Below are 25,534 nucleotides of genomic sequence, written 5' to 3'. Positions count from 1 at the left end.
GTCTCAGGGGTGGACTCGTCCGAGACCACCGGTACACGAGGCAAAGCAGGGGGCGCGGCACTCATGGTCGTCTTCGGGTCACTCATCTCGCTGTCCGGATTAGCGGTCCTGCTGCTGCGCACCGCCGACATCGGCGGCCTCAGCCCGTCGCTCGTCGGCTGGGTGATGATCCCGCTCGGACTGGTGTTCGCCGGACTGGGCGTGCTGCGCAACCGTCGCAAGCGCGCCCAGAAGGGCCCCGGCCCTGTCGGCAACCCGATCCAGCGCCTGAAGGCGTTGCCGCGCCTGTGGAAGGCGTGGCGCGGCGGTCAGTACCCGGAACTGCCGCGCAGCCAGGTGCTGCTGTGGGTGGTGTCGCTGGTCTACCTCGTGTCGCCGATCGACGTCCTGCCCGAGTTCCTGCCGATCATCGGCGTCACCGACGACGCGGGTGTGCTGGTGTGGCTGCTCAGCAGTGTGTCGATCGCGTCAGGGTCGTACCTGCGCTGGGAGAAGGATCATCGCGACCCGGTTCGCGGGATCGAGTCCCCTTGAGGCCTCCTCGCGCATGATTTCGGCCAGTTCCGGCGAAATCTCGCTCACCTCCTGAAAACCCAGGCGCGCGTAGTAGGGCTCGTTCCACGGCACGTCGCGGAACGTCGTCAGCGTCACGGCGCGCCCGGCCGGGGTCACGTGCTCGATCAACGCCGCGCCGATTCCCCGGCGCGCGTGCGAGGGGTGCACGCTGACCTGGTGGATGTGCACGGCACCGTCCACATCGCCGACCGCGATGAACGCCAAAGGCACGCCATCGGATCCCACGGCGACCCAGACTTCGTTTTCTGCCAGTGCTTCCAGCGACATCGGGTCGTCGTCGGCGATCTCGGGCATGCCGATGTCCCTGAACGGTTCACCGGAGGCGTTCTCGATCTCCTGGAGGTACGGGAGTTCGGCTGGTTGGGCGAGGCGGATCAACACGCGCACAATCCTGGTAGGTCGGGCGCGAACCCCGCACCTGAATAACGTTAAAGTCCGACCTGATGCGAACGAAGACCGTGCGCGTCCTCCTGGTCGAGGACGACGATGGCGACGCCCTGCTCGTCGAGGCGCTGCTCGAAGAGGCGAGGGCGCCGTTCGTCCTGTCGCGCGCCCGCACCCTGGCGGAGGCGGAGCGCATGCTGAGCGACGCCGAGTGCGTGCTGCTCGACCTCGGCCTGCCCGACTCGCAGGGGCTCGACGGTCTGCACCGTCTGCTGAAGAAGCCGCACGCGCCCGCGATCCTGGTGCTGACCGGTCTGGACGACGAACGCGAAGGCATCGACGCGGTCGCCACCGGTGCCGAGGACTATCTGATCAAGGGCCAGGTCGACGGCGAGCTGCTGCTGCGCGGTGTCCGGTACGCGGTCGAACGCCGCCGCGCCGACGACGCCCAGTTCCAGCTGCGCGAGGCCGAGCTGCTCGCCGCGGAACGGTCCCGCCTCGAACGCGGCCTGCTGCCTCCCCCGCTGCTGCAGAACTCGGACGTGAACCTCGAGGTCCGCTACCAGCCCGGTGGCCAGCGGATGCTGCTGGGCGGCGACTTCTACGACGCCGTGGGCATGCCGGACGGCACGGTGTACGCGATCATCGGCGACGTCTGCGGGCACGGTCCGGACGAGGCCGCGCTGGGCGTCTGCCTGCGGATCGCGTGGCGTGCGCTGGTGCTCGCCGGCGAGCCACCGGAGAAGGTGCTGCGGACACTCGACCAGGTGCTGGTCGCGGAACGGCACGGCGAGGGCATCTTCACCACCGCCTGCATGGTCACGGTGGCGCCGGACCGGCGTTCGGCGCGCTACTTCCTCGCCGGGCACCCCGAACCGCTGATGGTGGTGGGCGCGCAGATCGTCGACCTGCCGCAGTCCAAGGTCGGCGTCCCGCTCGGCGTGCTGCCCGACTACGCGTGGACCGGGGTGGACGTGCAGCTGCCGTCCGGCTGGTCACTCGCTTGCTACACGGATGGACTGATCGAGGGGCGGGTACCCGACGACACCGACCGGCTCGGGGTCGAGCGGCTGTGCGACATCCTGCGCAGACGCCTGCAGGACGGCCCGGACTGGATGGACTCCGTCATCGCGGAGGTGACGGAGCTCAACGGAGGCGCGCTCGACGACGACGTCGCCATCCTGCTGCTGAGGGACGGAACGTGAAACTGCCCGACCGGTTGCCCGCTGGCAGGGTGCTCATCGGCGTCGTGACGATCCTGCTGGCGATGACCGCTGTGGCGATCGCGTCGACGGTTCTCGCACTGGACTCGCTCGGCGACGCGCGGGCGCGGTCGGTCGACCAGGTCGAGCCGTCCGGGCGCCGCGCGAAGGACCTGAACCGCGCGCTGCTCGACCAGGAGACCGGTGTCCGCGGTTTCGTGCTCACCGGCGAGAACGACTTCCTCCAGCCCTATCTGGACGGCCGCGAAGCCGAGACGGAGGCGGCGGACGGCGTGCGGAACCTCGTCGGTGACGTCAACGGCCGCGTCAGCCGCATCGAGCAGCTGGCCGGGCAGTGGCGCGAGCAGTACGCGGAGCCCACGATCACGGGCATCCGGCAGTCCGGCCCCGTCAGCACGCCCGTGCAGGACATCGACCGCGGCAAGCTGCTGTTCGACCGGATCCGCGGTGAGGCCGCCGCGCTGCAGAGCGACATCGGCGAGCTCGGCAGGAAGTCTCGCGACGACCTCAGCCACGCGGCGAACGTCGTGCTGTGGCTGGTGATCGGCATGGGTGTGCTGCTGGTCGCGGTGATCGGCGGCCTGTCGTTGTTGTTGTACCGCCTGCTGATCACGCCGCTGGAGGGTCTCGCCGAGCAGGTCCGGCAGGTCGCGTCCGGCGACTTCCGGCACGAGATCGACGCGCACGGTCCACGCGAGACGGTCATGCTCGGCGAGGACGTCGACCTGATGCGCCACCGGATCGTGCAGGAGCTCGCGACGCTGGACGAGGCGAAGACCGAGCTGCAGCGGTCGAACTCGGAGCTGGAGCAGTTCGCCTACGTCGCCTCGCACGACCTGCAGGAGCCGTTGCGCAAGGTGGCGTCGTTCTGCCAGCTGCTGCAACGACGGTACGGCGGGCAGCTCGACGAACGCGCCGACCAGTACATCGAGTTCGCCGTGGACGGCGCGAAACGCATGCAGGTGCTGATCAACGACCTGCTGGCGTTCTCCCGCGTCGGCCGGATCACCCGCGAGCAGACCGTGATCGACCTCAACGAGCTCGTGCGGCAGGTCGTCGAGAGCTACTCCGAGCGGATCGAGGAGACCGGCGCCCGCGTGGAGATCGCCGATCTTCCTTCCGTGCGAGGTGAGGCGTCGCTGCTCAGCGCCGTGTTCCAGAACCTCCTCGGCAACGCGTTGAAGTTCAAGGGCGACGAGGCACCGGTCATCCACCTCGACGTCGAGCGCGACGGCGAGATGTGGAAGTTCTCCGTGCACGACAACGGCATCGGGATCGAACCGGAGTACGCTGACCGGATCTTCGTCATCTTCCAGCGCCTGCACCCGAAGGACGCCTATCCGGGCACGGGCATCGGACTGGCGATGTGCCGGAAGATCGTCGAGTACCACGGCGGCACGATCTGGCTGAAGACCGATGTGGACTCAGGATCGAGCACTGGCACGAGGTTCGAGTTCACCCTTCCCGTGGTACCCGAGCTTGTTGCCGACGTTGAGGAAGTAGATGTCTGAGTCACCGCTGAACGTGATCGACGTCCTGCTCGTCGAGGACGATCCCGGCGACGCCCTGATGACGCAGGAGGCGTTCGAGCACCACAAGATCCGCAACACCCTGCACGTGGTGAAGGACGGTGTGGAGGCGCTGGAGTTCCTGCGCCGCGAGGGCCAGTACGAGAACGCGCCGCGGCCTGGCCTGATCCTGCTGGACCTCAACCTGCCCCGCAAGGACGGGCGCGAGGTGCTCAGCGAGGTCAAGGGAGACCCGGAGCTGCGGCACATTCCCGTTGTCGTGCTGACGACTTCCGAGGCGGAGGAAGACATCCTGCGCAGCTACAGCCTGCACGCCAACGCCTACGTCACCAAGCCAGTCGACTTCGACCGCTTCATCGAAGTGGTGCGTCAGATCGACGACTTCTTCGTCACCGTAGTGAAGCTGCCCCGCTGATCACTGCCGCGCTGAAGTCCACGCACGACTGGCAGATCTTCGCTTCTGCCCCTTCGTGGACGGGCTTGGTCTCGCTGCAGAACGAGCAGTCGCCCACCTCGGCGACCTGAGCCTCGGCCACGCAGATGTCGCAGATGAGCGCGACCGGGCCGGCCATCATCTTGTCGACGTCGCCGGCGGTACGTCCGCAGAACCAGCACTTCTCGGTGCGCTTGGACTGTTCGACGATCTGGTGCACGCGCTGGTGGCTCATCTTCAGCGCCTCGGCGATCTCGCGCATCGACCCGCCGGCGCGGTGCAGGCGCAGCACGCTGTGGTGGTACACGGCTTTCGCGATGTCGGCCTGGTCCTGTGCGGCGGCCGAGAGCGTGCCCGCCTTGCGTGCCGTGGCCAGCAGTTCCTCATCGAGAGTCATGCCGTCTACGGTAGCTAGACGCGTCTAGCGTGTCTAGACATCAGTCGACACTGCGGACGATCACCGCTTCGTCGCCGGCTTGCTCGACCCACTCCTGGGGTTCGCGGGGCTCAGGGATGACAGGAGCCCAGACTCCGGTTCCACCAGGACGCTTCGGTAACTCGGTTTCCACTCGTGCGGTCATGGTTTTGGGCTACCCGTTTGTTCCGAACGTATGCCCGACAGCATGGTCGTGATGGCTTCCATGACGCGCTTGGTGGCCTCTTCCAGCACATCCGCGGTCAACTCGCGGTCGTAGAGGTCGGACAGGTCGACGGGCGCGCCTGCCACGACCTCGACTCTCTTGCGCGGCAACAACCTCGGCAGGATCGTGCCCTTCGGCAGCAGGTCCTGCGTGCCCCATTCGGCGACCGGCACGACCGGCACGCGGGCTTCGAGGGCCATCCGCGCGACACCGGACTTGCCCTTCATCGGCCAGTTGTCGGGGTCGTCGGTGAACGTGCCCTCGGGGAACACCATCACGCACTCCCCCGCCTGCAAGGCTTCCACCGCGGGCCGCAGGGCTTCAGCGGCCTTGACCGTGCCGCGTTCGACGGGGATGTGCCCGCCGGACCGCATGACCCAGCCGATCACCGGGGTGCGCCACAGCGACGCCTTCGCGAGCACGCGCGGCACCCTGTTCGACATCAGCGCGAACACGACGGCCGCCACGGTGTCCGCATTGGACAGGTGGTTGAACGCGAGGATCACGCCGCCGTTGCCCGGCACGTGCTGCTTGCCGCGCACGCGCAGCCTGACGAACAGCACGACGATCGGCCACAACACGTCGATCGCCAGCGAGAACCAGAATCCCCTGCCTCTGCGGGGCATCTTCCAGGTCCACGCGGCCAGCTCAAGCGGTGTCACGTCTGGTATTCGAGCACGCCGGCGTTCACCGTTCGGGTCAATTCACCACGTTCGACCAGAACGTCGAGGTGCGCGGCCGTCTCGCCGATCGCCAGCACCTGGTTGAACATGTCGAGGTCGTCGAACCGGCGCTGGCGGCGGGTCCAGCCGATCTTGCGGGCGGTCTCGAACGCGCTGCCGCTGACCGCCTTCAGGATCTCCTCCAGGCGCTGTTCGTGGTGGTGCAGCAGTTCGTCCACGCGGGCGTGCGAGCTGTCCGTCACGGGCCCGTGAGCGGGCAGCAACCTCAGGTCCGGGAGCTCGCGGGTGAGCCGGAGCGACGTCATGTAGTCGCCGAGGGGCAGTTCTGGCCGCAGCGGCTCGAACCCGATCGACGGCGTGATGTGCGGCAGCACGTGGTCGCCCGAGAACAGCACCTTCGCGGTGTGGTCGACGAACACGACGTGCCCGCGGGTGTGGCCGGGCGTCGGGATGACCTCGAGCTTGCGGTGCTCGAGGTCGAGCGTGCAGCGCTCAAGCCACTCGTCGGGCTCCTCGTAGTCGCGCAGGGCGTCGTCGCGGTTGACGTGGTGCATGATCTTGATCCACGTCTCCGCCAGCTCGGACGCACCCCATTTGCGCAGGTCGTCGACGTGCTGGTCCTCCTGCCCGTGCAGGATGTGCCGCAACGACGGCTGCTCGCCGAGACCGAGCGCGATCTTGCTGCCGAACGTCTTGCGCAACGCCACGGCCATGGTGAAGTGGTCGCGGTGGACGTGCGTGACGAGGAACTTCCTGATGTCCTCGAAGCCCTTGTTCAAGGTGCCGAGCGCGGCTTCGAGCAGGTCGCGCGCCTCGTCCAGCGCCCAGCCCGAGTCGACGAGGACGAGCCCGTCGCCGTCCTCGATCGCGTACACGTTGACCGCGCGCAGGCCGTCGTTCGGCAGCGGCAGCGGAATCCGGTGCACCCCTGGTGCCACCTCGAACGCGCCCGGCTCACTCCACACGCTCGCCCACCTCATTGTTAGCGCTCGCAACTATCTACCGGACGGTAACACGGTATTCAGGGTGCTTGTCGATGTACTTCGCCACGAACGGGCACAACGGGGAAATCTTGACATCCCGGGCGATGGCGTCGTCCAGCGCGTACTTCGCGAGCCGGGCTCCGAGCCCCTGCCCGGCGTAGGCCTCGTCGACCTCGGTGTGCACGAGCGCGAGGACGGTGCCGACGGTGCGGTACTCCAGGAACCCCGCCAGCGCGCCGTCGACGTGAACCTCGTACCGGCTCTCGGCCGCGTTGTTCGTTACAGCGTTAGTGACCACGTCAACCATCTTGCCTCGGAAGATGGAAAATGGCCCGCATGGACGTCTACCTCCTGATCCTGGGTGACCACCTGCCCAACCCGTGCACGGGCGAGGAGGTGTCCCAGGCCGCGAGGCTGCGGGCGATGGTGGAGCAGGCGGTCGTGGCGGAGGAGGCGGGGTTCGCGGGTGTCGCGATCGGCGAGCACCACTTCACGCGCTACATCGTGTCGGCACCGGAGCTGTTGCTCGCGGGCGTGGCGGCGCGGACGTCCACGTTGAAGCTCTCCACCGGCGTGACGCTGCTGGCCCACCGCGACCCCGTTCTCGTGGCCGAGTCGCTGGCCACTCTGGACGTCCTGTCCGACGGCCGGGCCGAGCTGATCGTGGCGCGCGGCGTCGACCAGCAGACCGACGCGGCGTTCGGGGTGCAGCCGGGCCAGCTGCGCGAGCGGTTCGAGGAACACCTGCGGTTGCTGATCAAGCTGCTGGAGGAGCCGGAGGTGAGCTGGGACGGCCGGTTCCGCGGCCCGCTCTCCCACGTCACCACGACCCCGCGCCCGGTGCAGGCGCCGCGGCCGACCGTGTGGATCGGGTCGGGGTCGGCGGTGTCTGCCGATCTCGGCGCGGAGTTGCGAATGCCGCTGATGCTGCCGTCGACGTTGCGCGATCCGTCGATCTACGCGGAAGTCGTGCGGCGGTACCGGGAACGGTTTCCTCTTGGCCGCGTCGGCGTGCCGAGTCACGTGTTCGTGGCGCACGACAACGCGCGCGAACGCTGGCGGCCGCACCTCGCCGAGTACGCGCGGTTCGCGGACCCGTGGCGCGGCGACGGCGACATCGACGTGGACGCGATCATGGACGGCGCGGCGATCTGCGGGACGCCGGACGAGGTCGCGGCGCGGCTCAACTCGTTGGCGGAACTGCTGACCATCGACACGCACCTGGTGATGGTGGACATCGGCGGCATGCCACCCGAATCGGTCACCGAGACGATCCGCCTCTTCGGCTCGGAAGTACTTCCGAAACTTGTTTAACGCCAGCGCTGCCAAGGGTTAACACACGTCCGCCAGGATCGACCTGTGGGCATCAACGTCATCGGCATCACGCATCCTGGGCAGGTCGGGGCGCTCCCCGGCGGCACGAACGTGCTGGTGCTGGCCGATGACGGCACGTACGCCGATGAGTTCCTCGACACCGACTTCCGTGCGCACCAGCTGGTGGTGCGCGCACACGGGCGCGGGTCGGCTTTCTTCGGGGTGGCGGACAAAGCCCGTGAGTTGGGTGCGAGCAGGGTCTTCTTCGGTGGCTTCCGGGAGATAGCCGCCGCGGAGGACCCTGTGCTCGTGCTCGACGACGTGATCGCGTTCAACTCCTCGTTCGCACGGCGGATGTACGACTGGATCCGGCCGGCGAGCGCGTACGGTGACGGACTCGTCACGTGGCTCACCGAAAACGCCGCCAAAGCGGGCCTTCGCGTGGTGCAGCCCACCCGTCTTGGAATCCATTGAGGACTGATGTTCCTCCGATCGCGACGGAAGTCGACGCGATCGTTCTCCAAAGGCGGAAGACTCCAGTTACGTCAGTGAATTACGGTTCCCTCGCGGCCACAGCGATGACGCACACGCGCTGAAGCTGAGAGGTTTCTCAGCGTGCCCACTCGGGGGTAGGGGCACACTGGTTTCAGGGTTCTCTCAGGGGAGATCCTGACCCTTCGGTGCGTTCGTGTCGCCGAAGATGGTGCGCACAAAAGGCCACAGGAGGGGACTGACAGGTGAGCGCGTCCGAAGGTGTCGCGGCGAGAGCCGTCGACGTGTGGAAGGAATACGGGTCCGGCGACGCTGCCGTGACCGCGCTCGCGGGGGTGAGCGTCGATCTGGAGAGGGCCCGCTTCACTGCGATCATGGGACCTTCGGGTTCGGGCAAGTCGACGTTGATGCACTGCCTCGCGGGCCTCGACGACGTGACCCGTGGCGAGGTGTTCATCGGGGACACGAAGGTCACCGGGCTGAAGGACCGCGGGCTCACGGAGCTGCGCCGCGACAAGGTCGGGTTCATCTTCCAGCAGTTCAACCTGCTGCCGACGCTGACGGCGGAGGAGAACATCACGCTGCCGCTGGCGATCGGCGGCAAGAAGGTCGACAAGGCGTGGTTCGACGTCGTCGTCGACACGGTGGGTCTGAGGGACAGGCTGACCCACCGGCCGACGCAGCTCTCGGGTGGTCAGCAGCAGCGCGTGGCTTGTGCGCGTGCGCTGGTTTCGCGGCCTGACGTCGTGTTCGCGGACGAGCCGACCGGCAACCTGGACTCGCAGTCCGGTGCCGAGGTTCTGGGGTTCCTGCAGCGGTCCGCTCGTGAGTTCGGGCAGACGATCGTGATGGTCACGCACGACCCGAACGCCGCTTCGTACGCCGACCGCGTCATCTTCCTCAAGGACGGGCTCATCGTCCGCGAACTGCTGTCGCCGTCGTCCGAAGAGGTCCTCGAGACCATGAAGCACCTCGACGACGTCGCGGTGCCGCATGTTTAAGGCGACTATCAAGAGCTTGCTGTCGCGCAAGCTCCGGCTGGTGCTGTCCGCGCTCGCGGTGGTGCTGGGCGTGATGTTCGTGTCCGGTTCGTTCGTGCTGACCGACACGCTTCAGCGTTCGTTCACCGACCTGTTCTCGTCGGCTTACGCCAATGTGGACGTTTCGGTGATCCCGAAGGCGGAGAAGGGCAAGCAGCCGGAACTGCTGACGCCCCAGGCCCTCACCGATCTCAAGTCCGTCAACGGCGTGGCGAAGGTCGTCGGCGACGTGCAGGGCTCGGCGCGGCCGATCGGCAAGAACGGCAAGGTCATGACGACGTCCGGGGCTCCGCGCCTCGGGTTCTCGTGGGCCAGCACGACGAACGAGAAGATCCGCGACGGCAAGCCACCGTCAGCGGACGACGAGGTCGCGGTCGGCGCTTATCTGGCGTCCACCGGTGGTTTCAAGGTGGGCGACGAGATCGGGCTGCTCACCCTGGAGCCCAAGAAGACCTTCAAGATCTCCGGAATCTACGGCTACGGCGGCGATCGCGACTCGCTGGGCGGCGAGCTGTCGGTGGCGTTCACCGAGCCGGTGGCGCAACAGTTGTTGCTGGGCAAGAAGGACGCCTTCAGCTCAGCCACGCTGACGGCGGCGCAGGGCACGACGGACGACGCGTTGCGCGACGCCGTGGCGGCCAAGATGGGCTCCGGCTACGACGTGAAGACCGGTGCCACGCTGGCGAAGGAGCAGGCCGACCAGATCAACGAGGGCCTGAAGTTCTTCAACTACGTGCTGCTCGGGTTCGCCGGCATCGCGTTGTTCGTCGGCATCTTCATCATCCTCAACACGTTCTCCATCATCGTCGCCCAGCGCACGCGTGAGCTCGCGCTGCTGCGGTCGATGGGCGCCTCACGCGGCCAGGTCATCGGGTCCGTCGTGCTCGAAGCGCTGGTGATCGGGTTGATCGCGTCGATCGTCGGCCTCGGGGCGGGTATCGGCGTAGGAGCGTTGCTGGCCAACATCTTCAGCACGGTCGGCGGCGGCAACCTGCACCTGGCGGGCATCGGTGTACCGATGTCGGCGATCATCTCGTCGTTCGCGGTGGGCATGATCGTCACCGTGATCGCGGCCGTGATGCCGGCACTGCGGGCGTCGCGGATCGCGCCGGTCGCGGCGATGCGGGAGGCGGCGACGCCGGACCGCCCGCTGACGAAGATCACGATCATCGGTGCGGCCGTCGTGGCGTTGGGCGGCACCGGTTTGGGCTTCGGGTTCAAGCAGGCGTCCCTGCCGTTGATCTTCGGCGGCATCCTGGTGGCGTTCGTCGGTGTCGCGTTGCTGACGCCGATGCTGTCCAAGCCGATGGTGTCGCTGATCGGCCGCCTGCTGTCGTGGTCGATGCCAGGACTGCTGGGACGCAGGAACTCCGCTCGCAACCCGCGCCGCACGGCGATCACCGCGGCCGCGCTGATGGTCGGCATCTCGCTGATCACCGGCGTGAGCGTGGTGCTGACGTCGGCGACCAAGTCGATCGAGAAGCTCGCCTCCGGTCAGCTGCAGACCGACCTGATCATCTCCGGCGAGGGCCAGATGGAGGGCCAGCCGGCGACGTTCAAGCGGGACGTGTTCACCCAGGTCGAGAAGACCGACGGCGTGAAGTCCGCGGTCGGCTGGTCGCAGGACGGCGTGCTGCAGGGCGACAACCAGATGTTCGCGGTGTCCGTCACGGACATGCCGGCGATGGCCTCGATGTTCGCGTTGAAGCCGAAGTCCGGTGCTGTCGCGCCGCTCAAGGACAACGAGCTCGCGCTGCCCGAGGACATGGCGGCCGAGAAGGGGTGGTCGCTCGGCAGCAAGGTCACGCTGCAACTGGCCAAGGGTGACGCCCAGACGTTCACCGTCGGGTTCATCTGGGCCAAGTCGCAGGTGCTGCAGGGTGCTCTGGTGCTGCCGGAGTCGGCTGGCCGCAACTTCCGGTCCGACCAGATCGGCCAGGCGTTCGTGCAGGTCAACGCTGGTGTATCGGCCGCGGACGTGCAGAAGAAGATCGAGCCGCTGTTCGCGGACAACCCGGAGATCACCGTCCAGGACCGCAGCGCGTTCGTGAAGCAGACGACGTCGCAGTTCGACACGGTCCTGCTGATGATCCAGATCCTGCTGGCGCTCGCGATCCTGATCGCGGTCCTCGGCGTCATCAACACCCTGGCGCTGTCGGTGATCGAGCGGACCCGCGAGCTGGGTCTGCTGCGGGCCATCGGCATGCGGCGGTCGCAGGTGATGCGGATGATCACCGTCGAGTCCGTGGTGATCTCGGTGTTCGGCGCGGTGCTCGGCCTCGCGGTCGGCGTGGCGCTGGGCCTCGCGACCGTGCAGGCGTTGAAGGACCAGGGCATCTCCGAGATCGGGTTCCCCTGGGTCACCATGGTCCAGTACCTGGTGGTGGCGGCGTTCGTCGGCGTGATCGCGGCGATCCTGCCCGCGATCCGCGCCGCGCGGTTGAACGTCCTGGACGCGATCGCCTACGAGTGAGTGCGTACGAGTCGTGACCAGGTTTCGACCAGCCACGACTCGTACTGCTCGATGCTCCACCCCGTGGTCTTGGTGAGCAGCAGGTAGGTCTCGGCCTGGCCGAGCACCGCACCGGTCTCCGCGACCCAGTCCACGTTCGTCTCCGACATCAGGCCATCGGCGGCCAGCTTCCGGAAGAAGCCGCCGATGGCCTGATGTGTCATCTCGCGGGCCGCCTGGGCACGTTCGGCGATCTCCGGTTCGAGCGCCTCCGCCTGCTGCGAGACCTTCAGCAACGGCCCGGTGCGCCCCATCAGCTGCCGGCTGATCCCGGCCATGCGTTCGAGCCGTTCCTCGGCCGTCGGCGCGTTCATCGCCTGCTGGAACCAGTCCCGGTCGGGTACCGCGACCCGGTGGTAGTCCCCCGCGATCGCCACGTCGAGACAGCGCTGCAGCAGCGCGGCCTTCGAGTCGAACCGCACGTACACCGTGCGAGCCCCCACACCCGCGTGTTTCGCTACGTCCGCGAGCGTCGTGGCGACGTAGCCGCGTTCGGTGAACAGCTCGGTGGCCGCCTCGATGATCCGGACCTCGGTGTCCGCCCGGCGCGCCGCTCGCAAATCCCTGTTGACGTCTTCTGGCACATGTTGCAGCCTAACTGCATAAGTGCAGTCCGACTGCAAACAAAGGGGTAACGATCATGACCGCACCGCTGCTGGACGGCATCCACCATCTGAAGCTGCCCGTGTCCGACCTGGACAAGTCGCTGGACTGGTACACGACGAACCTCGGCTACGAGCTGATGGTGAACTTCGTCGAGGAGGGCGTGCGCATGGGAGTGTCCATGGACCACTCCAGAGGCGGGCCACCGCTGGCGCTCAGGCTCAACCCGGAGCTCGCGGCCGTCGCGGCCGGGTTCGACTACTTCGCCATCGGGGTGCCCGGCCAGGAAGCCATCGAGGCACTCGCGGACCACCTCACCGAGTGCGGTGTCGAGCACGGCGAGGTCTTCCGGACGCCGGTCGGCTGGGTGCTGCCGGGCGTGCACGACCCGGACGGGCACGAGGTCCGCTTCTACTCCGTGCCGCTGGAGGTGCCGGAGGGCATGCCCCGCCCGTTCACCAGGGAGTCGTGAAGGGGTGCTGTGCCAGGCTGCCGCGCGCTGGCACAGCACCCGCTCGGATCACGCGTGCGGACAGGTGTCCCGGTACGCCGAGATGAGCGTGTTCGGCGCCGGGGCCGGGCAGAGGAACTGGTCGTAGCGCAGGTCGTCGTCGACGAACCGCTTGAGCCACGACAGCGTGTACTTCCGCACGGTGATGTTGTCGCTGCGCGGCGCCGAGTGGTCACCGCCGCGCAGTTCGAGGAACGCCTTGTCGGGCGCGGCCGTGATCGAGTTGTAGAACGGGATCGAGTGCTGCGAGTCGGGAGCGGTGGGGTCGCTCTGGCCGCCGAGGAGCATGGTCGGCACCTTGACTCCCGGCCAGCTCTTGGTGCTGTGCCAGCCGGCCAGCGGCAGTGCGGCCTGCAGCGTCGGACGGCTGGTGGCGGCGCGCAACGCACCGCCGCCGCCCATCGAGTGGCCCATCACGGCGAGGCGTGACGCGTCGACGCGGGGGTTGGTGCGGGCCACGTAGTCGAGGGCGGCGAGCAGCTGGGCGCCCCGGCTGTCCGGGTCGTCCCAGGTGGACAGGGTGTTGATGGTGATCACCACGAACCCGTAGGACGCCAGGCGCGGGCCGAAGTGCGCGACGGACGACTGGGTGGCGGTGAAACCGGGCGAGATGGCGACCGCGCCGAACGTGAGGTCGCTGGTCGGGGTGTAGACGGTGCCGCCGCCGAAGTTCGACTGGCGGGCGACCGCGGCGGACGTGACGGCGAACGTGCCCCTGGCGGCTTCCACCGATGCGGCAGTGGGTGCCGGGCCTCGCTCGTAGGGGTTGGCTGCGGCGTTGGCGGTGCCTGGGATCAGGACCAGGACCAGGGCTGCGAGGGCTGCTTTTATGCGCACGACGATGTACACCTCAATTGGTTGCAGGGTGACCAATTGCTGCCAAAACTCGACATAACAGCGGTGTTAACGCTACCGCTCAGTAGCCTCAGTAGGGTTCGGCCACATGGATGGTGCTCTTGACGGGATCCGTGTTATCGATTTTTCGACGGTCGTGATGGGGCCGTACGCGACACAGATCCTGGGTGACCTCGGTGCCGACGTGATCAAGGTGGAGTCGCTGTCGGGCGACTCGTTGCGAGTGCCTCCCCCTTACCAGCACGTCGGCATGAGCTCCCTGACCTTGGCGTTGAACCGCAACAAGCGCTCGATCGCTGTCGATCTGAAGGATGAACGCGGGAAGAAGATCTTCCGCGAACTCGTGGCGTCGGCCGACGTGCTCGTGACGAACCTGAGGCCGCAAGCGTTGGAACGGCTCGGGCTCGACTACGAATCGGTCAAGCACGATCGCCTCGTCTACTGCCAGGCACAGGGATTCTCGGGAGAACTGCGGGACCGGGCCGCCTACGACGAGATCGTCCAGGGCGCGTCCGGAACTGTGGACCTGATGATGCGGGCCACGGGTTCGCCGGACTACGTGCCGACCGTGCTCGCGGACAAGGTCAGCTCGCTGACGATCGCGTACTCGGTCCTCGCGGCGTTGATGCACCGGGAACGATCCGGGCTCGGCCAGCACGTCGAGGTACCGATGACCGACACCATGCTGGCGTTCAACCTCCTCGAACACCTCGGCGGCGAGACGTTCGTGCCGGCGCACGGGCCGTTGGGGTTCGCGCGGTCGTTGCAGCCCAACCACCGCGCGGTTCGCACCAAGGACGGGTACGCGTGCATCGCCACCTACGGGGCGCGCAACGTCGCGGACTTCTTCACCGTTGCCGGACGTCCGGATCTCGCCGTGGATCCGCGGTTCGACTCCCCCGACGCGCTGTACGAGCACTTCGAGGAGTTCTACGACCTGATGGCGAAGCTCGCTCTCGAGAAGACCACCGACGAGTGGGAGGAGCTGTGTTCCCGGCACAGCATCCCGTTCGGCCGCGTGACCTCCTTGGAGGACGCGGTGTCTCGATTGGACACCGCGGAGCACCCCACCGAGGGCACGATCCGGCTCGTGCCGCAACCGGTCCGGTTCTCGGCAACGCCTGCGTCCGTTCGGCGGCATTCCCCGTGCCTGGGCGAGCACAACGCGGAGATCCTGGCCGAACTCGGTTACACAGAGCAGCAGATCAGCGAATTGTCGTCCGATCTAGTCACCGTAGAGGCGGTATACGGCGAATCTGGTGGCCAACAAGGGTGATCGCGTGGCCACTCGGAGACAGTTCCTCGTGCTGAGCTCGACGGCGGCTTTGACCAGCCTGCTGTCCGAGACCCCTGCCTCAGCCGTCGAAGCTGAGGCTGTCGTCCAGCCGTACGCGTCCTATTGGCACCCCGCCACGATCCTGAACTGGGATCCGGCGACGGACCGGGACGCACGGTACAACCGCAGCACCGTACCGCTTGCCAGAAGGGTTGTTCCGGCTCGTCCGGCCAACGCTCACGCGCACGTGGGCGAAGCTCGTGTGCAGGCCTTGGTGGCGTACGCGCCGACGAGCAACAACCCCGCACAGGGCTCGCTCGACATGAACTACTACGCCACGAACTACTGGCAGTACATCGACGAGCTGGTGTTCTGGGGCGGTTCCGCGTCCGAGGGTCTGATCCTCGCGCCGAACCCGACCGTCACCGATGCCGCGCACCGCAACGGTGTCCGCGTGATCGGCAACGTGTTCCTGCCGCCGACCGCGTACGGCGGCCAGATCCAGTGGGTCCGCGACTTCGTCAAGCGCGAGGGCGACCGGTTCCCGGTGGCGGACAAGATGATCCAGGTCGCGCGGCACTACGGGTTCGACGGCTGGTTCCTCAACCAGGAGACCGCGGGCGGCAACACGCAGCTGGCCAACGACATGCGCGACTTCATCGTCTACATGCGCAAGAGCGGGCTGCGGGTCATCTGGTACGACGCGATGACCGACTCCGGCAGCGTCTCGTGGCAGAACGCGTTGACCGCGCGGAACAAGATGTTCTTCGAGCAGTCGGACGAGATGTTCCTCAACTTCTGGTGGAGCACGCAGGGTCTGGCGAACTCGGCCGCGATGGCTCGCTCGATGAACCGCAGCCCGTACGACCTCGCGTCCGGTGTGGACGTCGAGGCGAACGGCTACAACACGAGCGTCGGCTGGGCCTCGGTGTTCCCCGAGGGCAAGCCGCACACGACCTCGCTCGGCTTCTACCGTCCGGAGTGGACGTTCAAGTCGTCGACCAGCCCCGCCGACTTCTACGTGCGCGACAACCGGTTCTGGGTCGGTCCGAACGGTGACCCGTCGAACACCACCTCGACGGCGAACTGGAAGGGCATGGCGCACTACATCACCGAGCTGACGCCGATCACGTCACTCCCGTTCGTCACGAACTTCAACACCGGGCACGGCAAGAAGTTCGCGATCGGCGGCGCGGTCCGGTCCACCCAGGCGTGGAACAACCTGTCGTTGCAGGACGTCCTGCCGACGTGGCGGTGGAGCGTCTCCGGCACCGGTGCCAAGGTGACCCCGTCGCTCGACTGGGACGACCCGTACGACGGCGGCACGGCGTTGAAGATCACCGGCACTCCCCTGTCCGCCAACGACGTCCGGCTGTTCGCGACGTCGTTGAAACTGACCGGCAACAGCCAGTTCGAGATCGTGCACCGCACCGGTGTCGGCCCGTCGCGGCTGCAGGCGATCCTGCGCATCGGCACCACCGAGAAGGTCCTCGACCTCGGCGGCGTCTCGGGTGCCTGGCGGCGCAGCGTCTTCCCGCTCGGCGAGCACTCCGGCGCGACTCTGACCGAGATCTCGTTGCGCGTGCTGCCCGGTGCCGCGGTCACGGCGATGATCGGCCGGATCGGCGTCACGGACCCGGTGCTGACTCCTCCGGCGGCTCCGTCGAACGTGCAGGTCGAGCAGGTGAGCCGCACCAACGCCACGACGGTGTCGGCACGGCTCACCTGGACACGCGCGTCCGGTTCGGTCCGGCAGTACCGGGTCTACAAGTGGACCGGCACCGAGCGGATCTTCCTCGGCGGCACGACGAACGACGCGTACTTCGTGCCCGCGATCCCGTTGGGTTCAGGGGAAACCGCGAGCATCGAGGTGGAAGCCGTCAGCGAGGGGTTCGACGTCTCGCCGCCGGCTCGCTTGTCCATCACTGGTACACCCTGACGTAGTCGAGAACCATGTCCTGCGGCAACTGCGTCCCGGCCCCCGGCGGGCCGGGCCAGTCGCCGCCGACCGCGTTGTTGATGATGATGAAGACCGGGTGGTCGTACACCCACGGTCCGCGAGCCGACTCCAGCTGCGCCTTGTCCACGGTGAAGAACCTGTTGCCGTCGACGCTGAACGTCATGTGGCTGGAGTCCCACTCGACCGCGAACGTCCGGAACTGCGCCGACGCCGGTTGCCCGAGGTCGAGCGGGGACCCGGCTCCGCCCGCGCCGAAGTACGCGGGTGCGTGCAGCGTCGAGTAGACCCGGTTCGGTTCTTTGCCGACGTGCTCCATGACGTCGATCTCACCGCAGTTGGGCCACGGCCTGCGCTGGTCGAAGAAGTCCGCGCCCAGCAACCAGAACGCGGGCCACAGCCCTTGCGTCGACGACACCTTGATCCGCGCCTCGACCCGGCCGTAGGTGAAGCTGAACTTGCCGTGCGTGTTGAGCCGCGCCGACGTGTACTGACAGGTGCCGCTGCCGCTGACCGGGTCCACCGGACAGGCGCTGCCCGGCGTGACCTCCCTCCTGGCCTGGAGAACCAGGTTGCCGTTGCCGTCGTGCCGGGCGTTGTTGTTGTTCGTGTAGTACTGCAGCTCGTTGTTCACACCCGGCCCGATCTCCGGCTGCCACTTCGCGGCGTCCGGCCCGGTACCCGCGGGTGCGTTGAACTCGTCCGCCCAGACCAGCCTGCCGGGGAACGTCGGGTTCGGCGGCAGCGGCGGAGCGGGCGTCGGGTTGCCGCCGGTGCCGTAGACCTGGAACTCCCACAACGAGTAGCCGTACCCGTTCGACCTGGCCGTGCCGTACATCCGCACGTACCGGCCGGTGCCGCTGACCGTCAGCGTCTCCTTGAAGCCGCGACTGGTCGTGGTCGAGTAGATCTCGCGCCACGACGTGTTGTTGTCCGAGACCTCGATCTTGTACGCCGTCGCGAAGGCCGGATCCCACTGCAGCACGACCTTCGAGATCGTGGCGGGTGCGCCGAGGTCGACGGAGATCCAGCCGGGGTCCACCCAGCCGTTCGTCGCGCTGGTGGCCCACCGGGTCGCGGGGTCGCGGTCGAACGCCTTGGCCGGGGTGCACTGCGGGCACGCGCCGTCGTCCTGGAACGTCGATGCGGAACCGGTTTTGCCGTACGAGAGCAGAGTTTCACCGTCGCTCCCGCGAGTCCCGAAGACCTGGAACTCCCACAGCGAATAACCCCACTGCGTGGCGCGCTGGGTCAGGTCCAGCCGCACGTACCGGCCGGTGCCGTTGACCGCGAGTGTCTCGGTGCCGCCCGGTCCGGTGGTCGTCCGGCGCAGTTCCTGCCAGGTGTTGCCGTCCGGGGAGATGCTGAGCGTGTACGCCCTCGCGCTCGCGGTCTCCCAGGCGAGCGTCACCTGGTCGACCTTCGCCGTGCTGCCGAGATCGATCTGGATCCATTGAGGATCGCGGAACTCGCTGGACCAGCGGGTTCCCAGGTCACCGTCGACGGCCGCGGTCGCCGCGAACACGGCGTTCTCGCTGGACGACGCGGTGACCGGACGGCCTTGGGAAATCAGCGGCCCGGCGGCGTGCGCCTGGACCGGGACGATCAGAGCGGCGGCGACCAGTGCCGCGACGACGAGTCTTCCTCGTTGAAGCCTTCCGGACATGGATGCTCCTGGGGCCGGAGAACGGATGAGCCCGTGCCGGAACACGGGTGCGTGAGGCGCCCTCCGGTTCTGAGAGTCAGTCTCGTGGCACGCCGGTGTCAAGAAAACCGGTACTGGAGTCAAGAAAACCGGTACTACTGAACGTTTCTTGCGGATTGACGACGGTTTACGCCTGCGCGATGCTCAAACGGCGTGAGAGCGCTCTCCTAGCCCCTGCCCCGCTGCGGAGAGGAAGCTTCAATGAAGAAGCCCTTGTTCCACCTGGCCACAGTTCTCGCTCTGGCCGCAGGCGTCCTCAGCATTCCCGTTGCCGCCCAAGGAGAACCGGTTCGCGTCGCCGAGTTCGTCGCGGACTGCGGGCTCAGCCACCGCCTCGCCGACGACCCGATCGTCCTGCCGAACCTGGCCGGCGCCTCGCACTTCCACGACTTCTTCGGCAACCACTCGACGAACGCCCGTTCCACCCAGCAGTCGCTGGAAGGCCAGACGGGCAACTGCAACCCGGCCGTCGACATCTCCTCGTACTGGGTGCCGACGATGTACCGGAACAACACGGCGGTCGCCCCGTCCATCATCACCTTCTACTACCTGGGCGAGGGCGTGAACAACCCAGCCGCGATCCAGCCGACCCCGTACGGGCTGAAGATCGTGGCGGGCAACGCGAAGGCGACCGGGGACGCGGACAGCATCGCCCGCTGGTCGTGCCTGCACGCGGGCCACGTCAACCCGTCCAAGAACTTCGTGGAATGCCCGGCCGGCACGATGCTCGAGACCTACCTGGACTTCCCGCAGTGCTGGAACGGCCGCGACCTCGACTCGGCCGACCACAAGTCGCACATGGCGTACCCGGTCGCGGGCGGCTGCCCGTCGAGCCACCCGGTCTCGGTGCCGAAGCTGCGGATGGTCCTGCGCTACCCCGTCAACGGCAGCACCGCCGGTTTGAGGCTCTCCTCCGGCACAGGACAGACGATGCACGGCGACTTCTTCAACGTGTGGCCGCGCGCCGAGATGGAACGCCGCGTCCGCAACTGCATCAACGTGGTGATGAAGTGCGACACCGCCGGCAACCACGGATAGCAGCGCTCCTGCTGGCAGGCCTTCTCACAGCGGCCTGCCAGCAGGAACCCCCTCCACCCCCGGCGCCACCCCAGAACGGTTACGGCGCAACGGAACGCGCGTTCGTCGAGCTCGCGATCGCCACAGACGAGCAGGCGCTCAAACTCGTGGCGCTCGACGACAACCCCTCGCTGGTCGAGAACCGCGAAACCGAGCTCGCCGAGCTCCGCAAACTGCTGGACGCGCCGTACGTCAACAACCACGCCGGGCACGACATGCCAGGCATGCCAACGGATGCCGAGATCCAGCTCGCCTCCGACAGCCCGGACGCGCGCAAGCAGTTCGTACACGCGCACCTCACCGAGTCGCTGGAGGTGCTGCGCTCGGCCGGCAGCGCGATCACCCACCCGCCGACGGCCGAGGTCGTCAAGCTGATGGAACGCCACCGCACCGCCGAGCTGGCCGCCGGGTGATCAAGCCCGCGCGCGCACCGGCATGGCCCGCGCGATCGCCCAGGTGACTGCCACCGCGACGACCCAGGCGAACACCGAGACCACGTGCCAGCCGTCGCCGAGCACGAGCGGGAGGTCCCGGACGAACGGCATGTCCCCGGTGCCCGGCATCGTGACCCCCGGTACGAGCGCCAGCGCCAGTCCGACGGGCAGCACGAAGACCACGCCGAGACCCCAGCGGTGGTACGCCGCGCCGATGATCATGCCGACCCCGCACCACACCAGGAACATCAGGAAGTAGGCGAGGATCGACCCGTGCGGAGTGGTTCGCCAGTCCATCACGTCGTAGACGAACCCTTCGACGAGGAACCCGAGCCACGCCGACAACGCCATCGCCAAGGCGAAGACCACGGTGAAACCCGTTGCCGCCACCAGGAACTCGCGACGCGTGCGGCCGTGCGCGACCGCGATCGGCAGCACGTTGTGGATCGCGTACACACCGACCCACAGCACGAACCAGCGCGCGATCTGCACGGTGACGAGCATCCACCCGCTGAACACGACCTCGCCGACCAGCGAGAGGGTGAACTCGGCGGCGAGAACCACCAGGAACACGCTGGCCGCCACGATCGCGCCGAACGACACCAGCGTCGTCGTGAGGTGCCGGAAGATCCTCACAGCTTCCCTCCCACCGGTTCGGTGAGGTGGACGAACAGGTCCTGCAACGCGATCGGCCCCAGCTCCAGCCCGAGCTGCCGCGCCCGGACCAGCTGCGCGTCGTCCAACGCGCCGTACACCATCGCCGCTTTGGTGCGCCCCAACGACTTCTCGCTCAGCACCGTCAGCCCGGCGGTGAACTCGTCGACGTCCGAGGCGTTTCCGGTGACCTCCGTGCCGCGCGACCGCAGCACGTCCGCCTCCTCCCGCAGCACCAGCCTGCCGGAGTCGATGATCACGACCTCCTCCAGCAACGAGGCCAGCTCCTCGATCAGGTGCGTGGAGATGACGATCGTGCGCGGGTGCGCCATGAAGTCGTTGAGCAGCGTGTCGTAGAACGCGTACCGGGTCGGCGTGTCCATGCCGAGGTGCGACTCGTCGAGCATCGTCAACGGCGACCGGCTCGCCAGCCCGATCACCACGCCCAGCGCCGACCGCTGCCCCAGCGACAACGAACCGACCTTGCTCCTCAGCGGAATCTTGAACAACTCGACCAGCTCGAGGGCATAGGAGTTGTCCCACGTGTCACGCCACGCCGCGCCGTACTCCAGCACGTGCGAGACCTTGTCGCTCTTGTCCGCGGCATCGGCCGTGTGCCGCACCAGGCACACCTGGCGCATCGCCGCGGCGTTCTCGAACACCGGCTCCCCGTCGAGCAGAACCGATCCCAGCGGCTCGCGGTACCCGGCCAGCGCCGACATCAGGCTCGTCTTGCCCGATCCGTTGCGCCCGAGCAGCCCGTAGATCTTGTTGCCGCTCAAGGAGAAGCTCATGTCGTCGACCGCCGTCAGCGACCCGTACCGCACGGTCAAGCCCTGCACGTCGACCCGCATCACACGCCCCCGTTCTCGTGCTGCTCGATCCGCCGGATGACGTCGGCGAGCGGAATGCCGATCGCCAGCGCCTCGACGACCATCGGGTCCACGACCTCGCCGAAGAAGGTCTCCCGCCCCTGTGTCCGCAGCATGTCGCGAGCCTCCGCACTCACGAACATCCCGATCCCCCTCTTCTTGTAGAGCACCTTCTCGTCCACGAGCTGCTGAAAGGCCTTCGCGGCGGTCGCGGGGTTGATCCGGTAGTACGCGGCGTACTGGTTGGTCGACATGACCTGCTCGTCCGCCTTCAACGCCCCGCTGAGCACGTCCGCCTTGATCCGGTCGGCTATCTGCCGGTAGATCGGGCTCCGGTCGTCGAACATGGGCTTACTTCCTTGGTTCGTTACTCATGTAATGAACCATAGCAGTGTCAGCGTACGATTGGCACGTGGTCGGGGTCGCGATCGTGTGCGCGGTGCTCGCCGCCGCGTGCAGCGCACTCGGCGCGCTGCTGCAGCACGCCGGCATCCGCGAGCTCCCGAACCTCAAGCTGACCTCGGCGCACCGCCTGGTCTCGTCCCGCCGATGGGTCTACGGCTTCCTGATCCTCTTCGCCTGCGCGATCCTCCAGGTGATCGCACTGGCGCTGGCGCCGGTCTCCGTGGTGGCTCCACTCAACGCCCTGGCGATCCCGATCATCGCCGTGGCCCGCGCGCACAAACTGACCGGCCTCCTGGCCCTGGCCGTAGTCGTGACCACCGCGGGAATCGTCGTCTTCGTGTCCATCACCGCGGGCCAGGCCGTCCCCACCTCGATCACGCCGAAGGTGGCGCTCCAAGCAGGCCAGCTGGTGCTCGCCGGCGTCCTGGTCTGCATCGTCGCCGCCACGTTCACCGAAGGCGCGGTACGAGCACTGGCCCTGGCGATCGGCGCCGGCGTCCTCTACGGCCTGGTAGCCGTCCTGGTCAGAGACGTGACCACAGCCCTGCCCACGATCGAATGGTTCTCCCTGCTGGGCCTGGTCGTGGCGTTCCTGACCGGCGCCTGGTTCATCCAGCTCGGCTACGCGGCCGGCCCACCAGACCTCGTCGTAGCGGGCCAAACCGTCGTCAACCCGATCGTCGCCGCGTGGATCGGCATCAAGCTGGTCGGCGAAGGCACGGGCATGAGCGCCCTCTCCCAAGCGGGCCTGATCGTCAGCGCCATCGCCGCGGTCTCCGGCACCATCGTGCTGGCCTACTACCACCGTGTCAGGGTGAAGGCATGACCTTCGCAGTAACCGGCGGCACCGGCGCCCTGGGCCGTCACGTGGTAGCCGCTCTCCCCGGCGCCCGCTCGGTCTCCCGCTCCTCGGGCACAGACCTGGTGCGAGGCAAGGGCTTGGGCGCCCTACGAGCAGACGTCGTGGTCCACTGCGCCACCTCGTTCCGCCACGAGGTCGACATGGCTCGCGCGGTACTCGCGTCCAAGCCCGCCCACCTGGTCTACATCTCGATCGTCGGCTGCAACGAGGTACCGCTGCCCTACTACAAGCAGAAGCTCGCGGCCGAACGCCTGATCATCAACTCCGGCACCCCGTACACCATCCTGCGCGCCACCCAGTTCCACTCGTTGCTGCGCAAGATGTTCGACAACCTCTCCAAGCTGCCACTCATGCTCGTGCCGGCGTTCCGGTTCCAGCCGATAGACGAAGCCGAGGTGGGCCTGGAGCTGGCAGCGCTGGCGCAGTCGGCCCCGACGGGCCTGGCACCGGAAATGGGCGGCCCTGAGGTCCGCGAGGCAGCCGATTTCGCCCGGACGTACCTGGCCGCAACGGGAAAGAAGCGCACCCTGGTGCCGCTCAAGACACCGGGAGCGACCTATCGCGCCTACCGCGCGGGCGGAAACCTGACGCCCGGCCGCGCGGTAGGCACCCGCACCTTCGCGGACTACCTCACCGGATAGACGCGGGCCGCAGGTCCGTCCAGTTCTCCTCCACGTAAGCCAGGCACGCCTCGCGGTCGTCCTCTCCGAAGACTTTCGTCCACCCGGCGGGCACCTCCGCGAACGCAGGCCACAGCGAGTGCTGCTGCTCGTCGTTGACGAGCACGAAGAACCGGCCCTGCGGGTCCTCGAACGGGTTGGTCATGACGGCCCTTCCTCTCCTACTGCACTGCCTGAAGCTTCGGCTCGGCGGTCTGCCGCACCCGCCGCAACACCGACTCGAGAATCTCCCCCACCCGCACCGCCGTGTTGGACAACAACGACGACGTGATCCCATGCGTGTGCTCGGTCCCACCCTGCAAATAGATCCCGCCCCGGATCCCATCCCCGGTGACCACCCGGTAGTCCCGCGTGACCTTCAACCGCCCACGCTCATCCCGCTCGCAATGCTCAGCAAGCCCCCCGAGCACCCGAACAGGATCAGCAGGCCGATACCCAGTCGCATACACGATCACGTCAGCATCAACCGGCAACTGCCCACCATCGGCCAACGACTCGATCACGCACTTGCCGTCCGAGTTCACCTCAGTCAGCCGCGACGTGTTGTGCAGCAACAACCTCTGCCGCCCAACAACCTTCTCCCGGTAAACCCGCCGATACAGCTCCTCGATGAGGTCCCCGTCCACCACTCCATAATTGGTATTGGCGTGGTACCCCATCAGCCGCTGCTTGACCTCCTCCGGCGCCCCGTAAAAGTCATCCACAGCAGCAGGATCAAAGATCCGGTTCGCAAACGAGCTGTCATCAGCCGGGCTGTACCCGTACCGCGCGAACACCCCGTGCACCTCAGCCGCAGGGAACCGCTCGTGGAAGAACGCCACAGCCTCAGCCGCACTCTGCCCGGCCCCCACCACAACGACCTGCCGGGGATCCTTCAACCCCTCAACCCGAGTCAGCAGATCCTTGTTGTGCCAAATCCGCTCACCAGCCTCAACCCCCTCCGGCAAGTTGGCCTCAAGCCCAGTCGCCAACACCAGATTGCGGGCCCGAACCGTCTCCTCCCCAGCCACGAACTCGAACCCGTCCCCATCCACCTGCACCATCCCGGCCTCAACGCCGTACGACACGTGGTGCGCCACCCGCTCAGCCGCCCACTCGAAGTAGTCGTGGAACTCCCGACGCAGCGGAAACAGGTTCTTGCCGTTGACAAAATCAACCAAACGCCCACGATCCCGCAGATAACACAGGAAGCTGAACGTGCTCGTGGGGTTGCGCAACGTGACAAGATCCTTGAGGAACGACACCTGCATGGTCGCGTCCTCGAGCAACATCCCCCGATGCCACCCGAACCGCGCCTGCCGCTCGAAGAACCGCGCCCGAACGGGCCTGGCATGCTCCTCAACCGCGATGGCAAGGGCGAGGTTGGACGGCCCGAAGCCGATTCCGGCCAGGTCTAACACCGGTTCCATCGCGGTCCTCTCGCAGCACCCCTGAGCATCGTAAAGTAACCCTAACTTAACTAAGGCATACCTTAGCTAGTGCATTCGGACGTGATCTACGCCCTAGGGCCCAACGCGACCAGCTCTCAAGCCAAGACAGGGGGCAAATGGCGAAGGCGGGCACTGGCGAAGGGGCAGAGGGCGAAAGGGCAGGGGCCAAGGGGCGAAGGGAGCAGGGCGAAGGGGCCCTAGGACCAGGAGCGAAGGCGAAGCCGAGCTGGGCGATGCCGAAGGCGAGCTGCAGTGGCGATGGCGAAGCCGAGCTGCCCTAGGCGATGCCGAAGGCGAGCTTGCTTTTCCGTGCGCTCCGGCGGGCCCCGTCACGAGTCGTGCCTGATCGTTGGCCGCGCCAGAGGGGTTGGGTCAAGTCGACACGCTTTTCGTCGACTTGACC

At 67.2% G+C, this 25,534-nt stretch carries 28 protein-coding genes; 15 read left to right on the top strand and 13 right to left on the bottom strand.

Annotation, left to right across the window (positions count from 1 at the left end; translation table 11 throughout):
- Nucleotides 1-9: 9 nt before the first annotated feature.
- The gene (locus AB0M24_RS22815) at nucleotides 10-534 is read left to right on the top strand and encodes a DUF1232 domain-containing protein (RefSeq protein WP_363771078.1); all 525 of its coding nucleotides are present in this window, start codon (nucleotides 10-12) and stop codon (nucleotides 532-534) included.
- Here the strand turns inward: AB0M24_RS22815 and AB0M24_RS22810 are convergent.
- On the bottom strand, nucleotides 469-954 hold the full coding sequence (locus AB0M24_RS22810; protein ID WP_363771596.1) for a GNAT family N-acetyltransferase: 486 nt from the start codon (nucleotides 952-954) through the stop codon (nucleotides 469-471). The two genes, AB0M24_RS22815 and AB0M24_RS22810, sit on opposite strands and share 66 nt — an antisense overlap.
- A gap of 65 nt (nucleotides 955-1,019) precedes the next feature.
- On the opposite strand from AB0M24_RS22810, the gene AB0M24_RS22805 reads away from it, so the two are divergent.
- From AB0M24_RS22805 to AB0M24_RS22795, 3 genes are read left to right on the top strand one after another with little or no spacing between them, the layout of a single operon-like run.
- Nucleotides 1,020-2,165, top strand: a complete 1,146-nt coding sequence (locus AB0M24_RS22805; protein ID WP_363771075.1) for a SpoIIE family protein phosphatase — start codon at nucleotides 1,020-1,022, stop codon at nucleotides 2,163-2,165.
- Nucleotides 2,162-3,694 carry an ATP-binding protein gene (locus AB0M24_RS22800; protein ID WP_363771072.1) on the top strand — a complete coding sequence of 511 codons (1,533 nt, stop codon included), beginning with the start codon at nucleotides 2,162-2,164 and terminating at the stop codon, nucleotides 3,692-3,694. Before AB0M24_RS22805 ends, AB0M24_RS22800 begins: the two co-directional genes overlap by 4 nt.
- Entirely contained in the window at nucleotides 3,687-4,127 is a 441-nt protein-coding gene (locus AB0M24_RS22795; RefSeq protein ID WP_363771069.1) for a response regulator, read from the top strand. Before AB0M24_RS22800 ends, AB0M24_RS22795 begins: the two co-directional genes overlap by 8 nt.
- Here the strand turns inward: AB0M24_RS22795 and AB0M24_RS22790 are convergent.
- The 4 genes from AB0M24_RS22790 to AB0M24_RS22775 form a co-directional block, all read right to left on the bottom strand.
- Entirely contained in the window at nucleotides 4,102-4,542 is a 441-nt protein-coding gene (locus tag AB0M24_RS22790; RefSeq protein ID WP_363771067.1) for a ClpX C4-type zinc finger protein, read from the bottom strand. The two genes, AB0M24_RS22795 and AB0M24_RS22790, sit on opposite strands and share 26 nt — an antisense overlap.
- A gap of 180 nt (nucleotides 4,543-4,722) precedes the next feature.
- On the bottom strand, nucleotides 4,723-5,448 hold the full coding sequence (locus AB0M24_RS22785) for a lysophospholipid acyltransferase family protein (protein ID WP_363771064.1): 726 nt from the start codon (nucleotides 5,446-5,448) through the stop codon (nucleotides 4,723-4,725).
- Complete coding sequence (locus AB0M24_RS22780) at nucleotides 5,445-6,449, bottom strand: MBL fold metallo-hydrolase (protein WP_363771061.1); 1,005 nt, start codon at nucleotides 6,447-6,449, stop codon at nucleotides 5,445-5,447. Before AB0M24_RS22780 ends, AB0M24_RS22785 begins: the two co-directional genes overlap by 4 nt.
- A 19-nt stretch (nucleotides 6,450-6,468) precedes the next feature.
- Nucleotides 6,469-6,750 (bottom strand): GNAT family N-acetyltransferase, encoded by a 282-nt coding sequence (locus AB0M24_RS22775; protein WP_363771058.1) that lies wholly within the window; start codon nucleotides 6,748-6,750, stop codon nucleotides 6,469-6,471.
- 38 nt (nucleotides 6,751-6,788) lie between these two features.
- Here AB0M24_RS22775 and AB0M24_RS22770 point away from each other — a divergent pair, with 38 nt between their 5' ends.
- The 4 genes from AB0M24_RS22770 (at nucleotide 6,789) to AB0M24_RS22755 (ending at nucleotide 11,771) form a co-directional block, all read left to right on the top strand.
- Nucleotides 6,789-7,766: an LLM class flavin-dependent oxidoreductase gene (locus AB0M24_RS22770; RefSeq protein ID WP_363771055.1), complete on the top strand. Its 978-nt coding sequence runs from the start codon at nucleotides 6,789-6,791 to the stop codon at nucleotides 7,764-7,766.
- A gap of 45 nt (nucleotides 7,767-7,811) precedes the next feature.
- On the top strand, nucleotides 7,812-8,240 hold the full coding sequence (locus tag AB0M24_RS22765; protein WP_363771052.1) for a hypothetical protein: 429 nt from the start codon (nucleotides 7,812-7,814) through the stop codon (nucleotides 8,238-8,240).
- A 263-nt stretch (nucleotides 8,241-8,503) separates the two neighbouring features.
- Complete coding sequence (locus AB0M24_RS22760) at nucleotides 8,504-9,259, top strand: ABC transporter ATP-binding protein (RefSeq protein ID WP_363771049.1); 756 nt, start codon at nucleotides 8,504-8,506, stop codon at nucleotides 9,257-9,259.
- Entirely contained in the window at nucleotides 9,252-11,771 is a 2,520-nt protein-coding gene (locus AB0M24_RS22755) for an FtsX-like permease family protein (RefSeq protein WP_363771046.1), read from the top strand. The genes AB0M24_RS22760 and AB0M24_RS22755 overlap by 8 nt, the downstream gene beginning before the upstream one ends.
- On the opposite strand, the gene AB0M24_RS22750 is transcribed toward AB0M24_RS22755, so the two are convergent.
- Nucleotides 11,762-12,394 (bottom strand): helix-turn-helix domain-containing protein, encoded by a 633-nt coding sequence (locus tag AB0M24_RS22750; RefSeq protein WP_363771043.1) that lies wholly within the window; start codon nucleotides 12,392-12,394, stop codon nucleotides 11,762-11,764. The two genes, AB0M24_RS22755 and AB0M24_RS22750, sit on opposite strands and share 10 nt — an antisense overlap.
- A gap of 56 nt (nucleotides 12,395-12,450) precedes the next feature.
- On the opposite strand from AB0M24_RS22750, the gene AB0M24_RS22745 reads away from it, so the two are divergent.
- Nucleotides 12,451-12,885, top strand: coding sequence for a VOC family protein (locus AB0M24_RS22745; RefSeq protein WP_363771040.1), 435 nt, complete (start codon nucleotides 12,451-12,453; stop codon nucleotides 12,883-12,885).
- Nucleotides 12,886-12,933: 48 nt separating this feature from the next.
- Here AB0M24_RS22745 and AB0M24_RS22740 read toward each other — a convergent pair whose 3' ends face one another.
- Nucleotides 12,934-13,767, bottom strand: a complete 834-nt coding sequence (locus tag AB0M24_RS22740; protein WP_363771593.1) for a dienelactone hydrolase family protein — start codon at nucleotides 13,765-13,767, stop codon at nucleotides 12,934-12,936.
- A gap of 100 nt (nucleotides 13,768-13,867) precedes the next feature.
- Between AB0M24_RS22740 and AB0M24_RS22735 the strand changes: the two genes are divergently transcribed.
- Entirely contained in the window at nucleotides 13,868-15,055 is a 1,188-nt protein-coding gene (locus AB0M24_RS22735; protein WP_363771037.1) for a CoA transferase, read from the top strand.
- Between the two features lie 4 nt (nucleotides 15,056-15,059).
- A complete protein-coding gene (locus AB0M24_RS22730; protein WP_363771034.1) occupies nucleotides 15,060-16,994 on the top strand; it encodes a hypothetical protein in 1,935 nt (644 codons plus the stop codon).
- Here AB0M24_RS22730 and AB0M24_RS22725 read toward each other — a convergent pair.
- Entirely contained in the window at nucleotides 16,978-18,678 is a 1,701-nt protein-coding gene (locus AB0M24_RS22725) for a discoidin domain-containing protein (RefSeq protein ID WP_363771031.1), read from the bottom strand. The genes AB0M24_RS22730 and AB0M24_RS22725 overlap by 17 nt on opposite strands.
- A gap of 240 nt (nucleotides 18,679-18,918) precedes the next feature.
- On the opposite strand from AB0M24_RS22725, the gene AB0M24_RS22720 reads away from it, so the two are divergent.
- Both AB0M24_RS22720 and AB0M24_RS22715 read left to right on the top strand, forming a co-directional pair.
- Entirely contained in the window at nucleotides 18,919-19,755 is an 837-nt protein-coding gene (locus AB0M24_RS22720; protein WP_363771028.1) for a DUF1996 domain-containing protein, read from the top strand.
- Entirely contained in the window at nucleotides 19,728-20,207 is a 480-nt protein-coding gene (locus AB0M24_RS22715) for a hypothetical protein (RefSeq protein ID WP_363771025.1), read from the top strand. The genes AB0M24_RS22720 and AB0M24_RS22715 overlap by 28 nt, the downstream gene beginning before the upstream one ends.
- Here AB0M24_RS22715 and AB0M24_RS22710 read toward each other — a convergent pair whose 3' ends face one another.
- Genes AB0M24_RS22710 through AB0M24_RS22700 form a run of 3 tightly spaced genes read right to left on the bottom strand, consistent with a single transcriptional unit; the run spans nucleotide 20,208 to nucleotide 22,101 of the window.
- Nucleotides 20,208-20,864: a hypothetical protein gene (locus AB0M24_RS22710; protein WP_363771022.1), complete on the bottom strand. Its 657-nt coding sequence runs from the start codon at nucleotides 20,862-20,864 to the stop codon at nucleotides 20,208-20,210.
- Nucleotides 20,861-21,736: an ABC transporter ATP-binding protein gene (locus AB0M24_RS22705; protein ID WP_363771019.1), complete on the bottom strand. Its 876-nt coding sequence runs from the start codon at nucleotides 21,734-21,736 to the stop codon at nucleotides 20,861-20,863. Before AB0M24_RS22705 ends, AB0M24_RS22710 begins: the two co-directional genes overlap by 4 nt.
- Entirely contained in the window at nucleotides 21,736-22,101 is a 366-nt protein-coding gene (locus AB0M24_RS22700) for a GntR family transcriptional regulator (protein WP_363771016.1), read from the bottom strand. Before AB0M24_RS22700 ends, AB0M24_RS22705 begins: the two co-directional genes overlap by 1 nt.
- 65 nt (nucleotides 22,102-22,166) lie before the next feature.
- Here AB0M24_RS22700 and AB0M24_RS22695 point away from each other — a divergent pair, with 65 nt between their 5' ends.
- Nucleotides 22,167-22,985: a hypothetical protein gene (locus AB0M24_RS22695; RefSeq protein ID WP_363771012.1), complete on the top strand. Its 819-nt coding sequence runs from the start codon at nucleotides 22,167-22,169 to the stop codon at nucleotides 22,983-22,985.
- Complete coding sequence (locus AB0M24_RS22690) at nucleotides 22,982-23,662, top strand: SDR family oxidoreductase (protein ID WP_363771009.1); 681 nt, start codon at nucleotides 22,982-22,984, stop codon at nucleotides 23,660-23,662. The genes AB0M24_RS22695 and AB0M24_RS22690 overlap by 4 nt, the downstream gene beginning before the upstream one ends.
- Here AB0M24_RS22690 and AB0M24_RS22685 read toward each other — a convergent pair.
- Both AB0M24_RS22685 and AB0M24_RS22680 read right to left on the bottom strand, forming a co-directional pair.
- On the bottom strand, nucleotides 23,652-23,846 hold the full coding sequence (locus AB0M24_RS22685) for an MbtH family protein (protein ID WP_363771007.1): 195 nt from the start codon (nucleotides 23,844-23,846) through the stop codon (nucleotides 23,652-23,654). The two genes, AB0M24_RS22690 and AB0M24_RS22685, sit on opposite strands and share 11 nt — an antisense overlap.
- 16 nt (nucleotides 23,847-23,862) lie before the next feature.
- A complete protein-coding gene (locus tag AB0M24_RS22680; RefSeq protein WP_363771004.1) occupies nucleotides 23,863-25,110 on the bottom strand; it encodes a SidA/IucD/PvdA family monooxygenase in 1,248 nt (415 codons plus the stop codon).
- Between the last annotated feature and the right edge of the window lie 424 nt (nucleotides 25,111-25,534).

This window comes from Lentzea sp. NPDC051838 (genome assembly GCF_040681245.1).
Taxonomy (GTDB): Bacteria; Actinomycetota; Actinomycetes; order Mycobacteriales; family Pseudonocardiaceae; genus Lentzea.
The sequence above is the reverse complement of the archived record's forward strand: the minus strand, read 5'-3'. Positions and strand labels throughout refer to the sequence as shown.

Excerpts from the sequence above, each read along its gene's own strand:
- AB0M24_RS22805 (WP_363771075.1), top strand. The coding sequence starts at position 1,020 with ATGCGAACGAAGACCGTGCGCGTCCTCCTGGTCGAGGACGACGATGGC.
- AB0M24_RS22795 (WP_363771069.1), top strand. The coding sequence starts at position 3,687 with ATGTCTGAGTCACCGCTGAACGTGATCGACGTCCTGCTCGTCGAGGAC.
- AB0M24_RS22790 (WP_363771067.1), bottom strand. The coding sequence starts at position 4,542 with ATGACTCTCGATGAGGAACTGCTGGCCACGGCACGCAAGGCGGGCACG.
- AB0M24_RS22780 (WP_363771061.1), bottom strand. The coding sequence starts at position 6,449 with ATGAGGTGGGCGAGCGTGTGGAGTGAGCCGGGCGCGTTCGAGGTGGCA.
- AB0M24_RS22770 (WP_363771055.1), top strand. The coding sequence starts at position 6,789 with ATGGACGTCTACCTCCTGATCCTGGGTGACCACCTGCCCAACCCGTGC.
- AB0M24_RS22755 (WP_363771046.1), top strand. The coding sequence starts at position 9,252 with ATGTTTAAGGCGACTATCAAGAGCTTGCTGTCGCGCAAGCTCCGGCTG.
- AB0M24_RS22745 (WP_363771040.1), top strand. The coding sequence starts at position 12,451 with ATGACCGCACCGCTGCTGGACGGCATCCACCATCTGAAGCTGCCCGTG.
- AB0M24_RS22735 (WP_363771037.1), top strand. The coding sequence starts at position 13,868 with ATGGATGGTGCTCTTGACGGGATCCGTGTTATCGATTTTTCGACGGTC.
- AB0M24_RS22725 (WP_363771031.1), bottom strand. The coding sequence starts at position 18,678 with ATGTCCGGAAGGCTTCAACGAGGAAGACTCGTCGTCGCGGCACTGGTC.
- AB0M24_RS22720 (WP_363771028.1), top strand. The coding sequence starts at position 18,919 with ATGAAGAAGCCCTTGTTCCACCTGGCCACAGTTCTCGCTCTGGCCGCA.
- AB0M24_RS22705 (WP_363771019.1), bottom strand. The coding sequence starts at position 21,736 with ATGCGGGTCGACGTGCAGGGCTTGACCGTGCGGTACGGGTCGCTGACG.
- AB0M24_RS22700 (WP_363771016.1), bottom strand. The coding sequence starts at position 22,101 with ATGTTCGACGACCGGAGCCCGATCTACCGGCAGATAGCCGACCGGATC.
- AB0M24_RS22690 (WP_363771009.1), top strand. The coding sequence starts at position 22,982 with ATGACCTTCGCAGTAACCGGCGGCACCGGCGCCCTGGGCCGTCACGTG.
- AB0M24_RS22685 (WP_363771007.1), bottom strand. The coding sequence starts at position 23,846 with ATGACCAACCCGTTCGAGGACCCGCAGGGCCGGTTCTTCGTGCTCGTC.
- AB0M24_RS22680 (WP_363771004.1), bottom strand. The coding sequence starts at position 25,110 with ATGGAACCGGTGTTAGACCTGGCCGGAATCGGCTTCGGGCCGTCCAAC.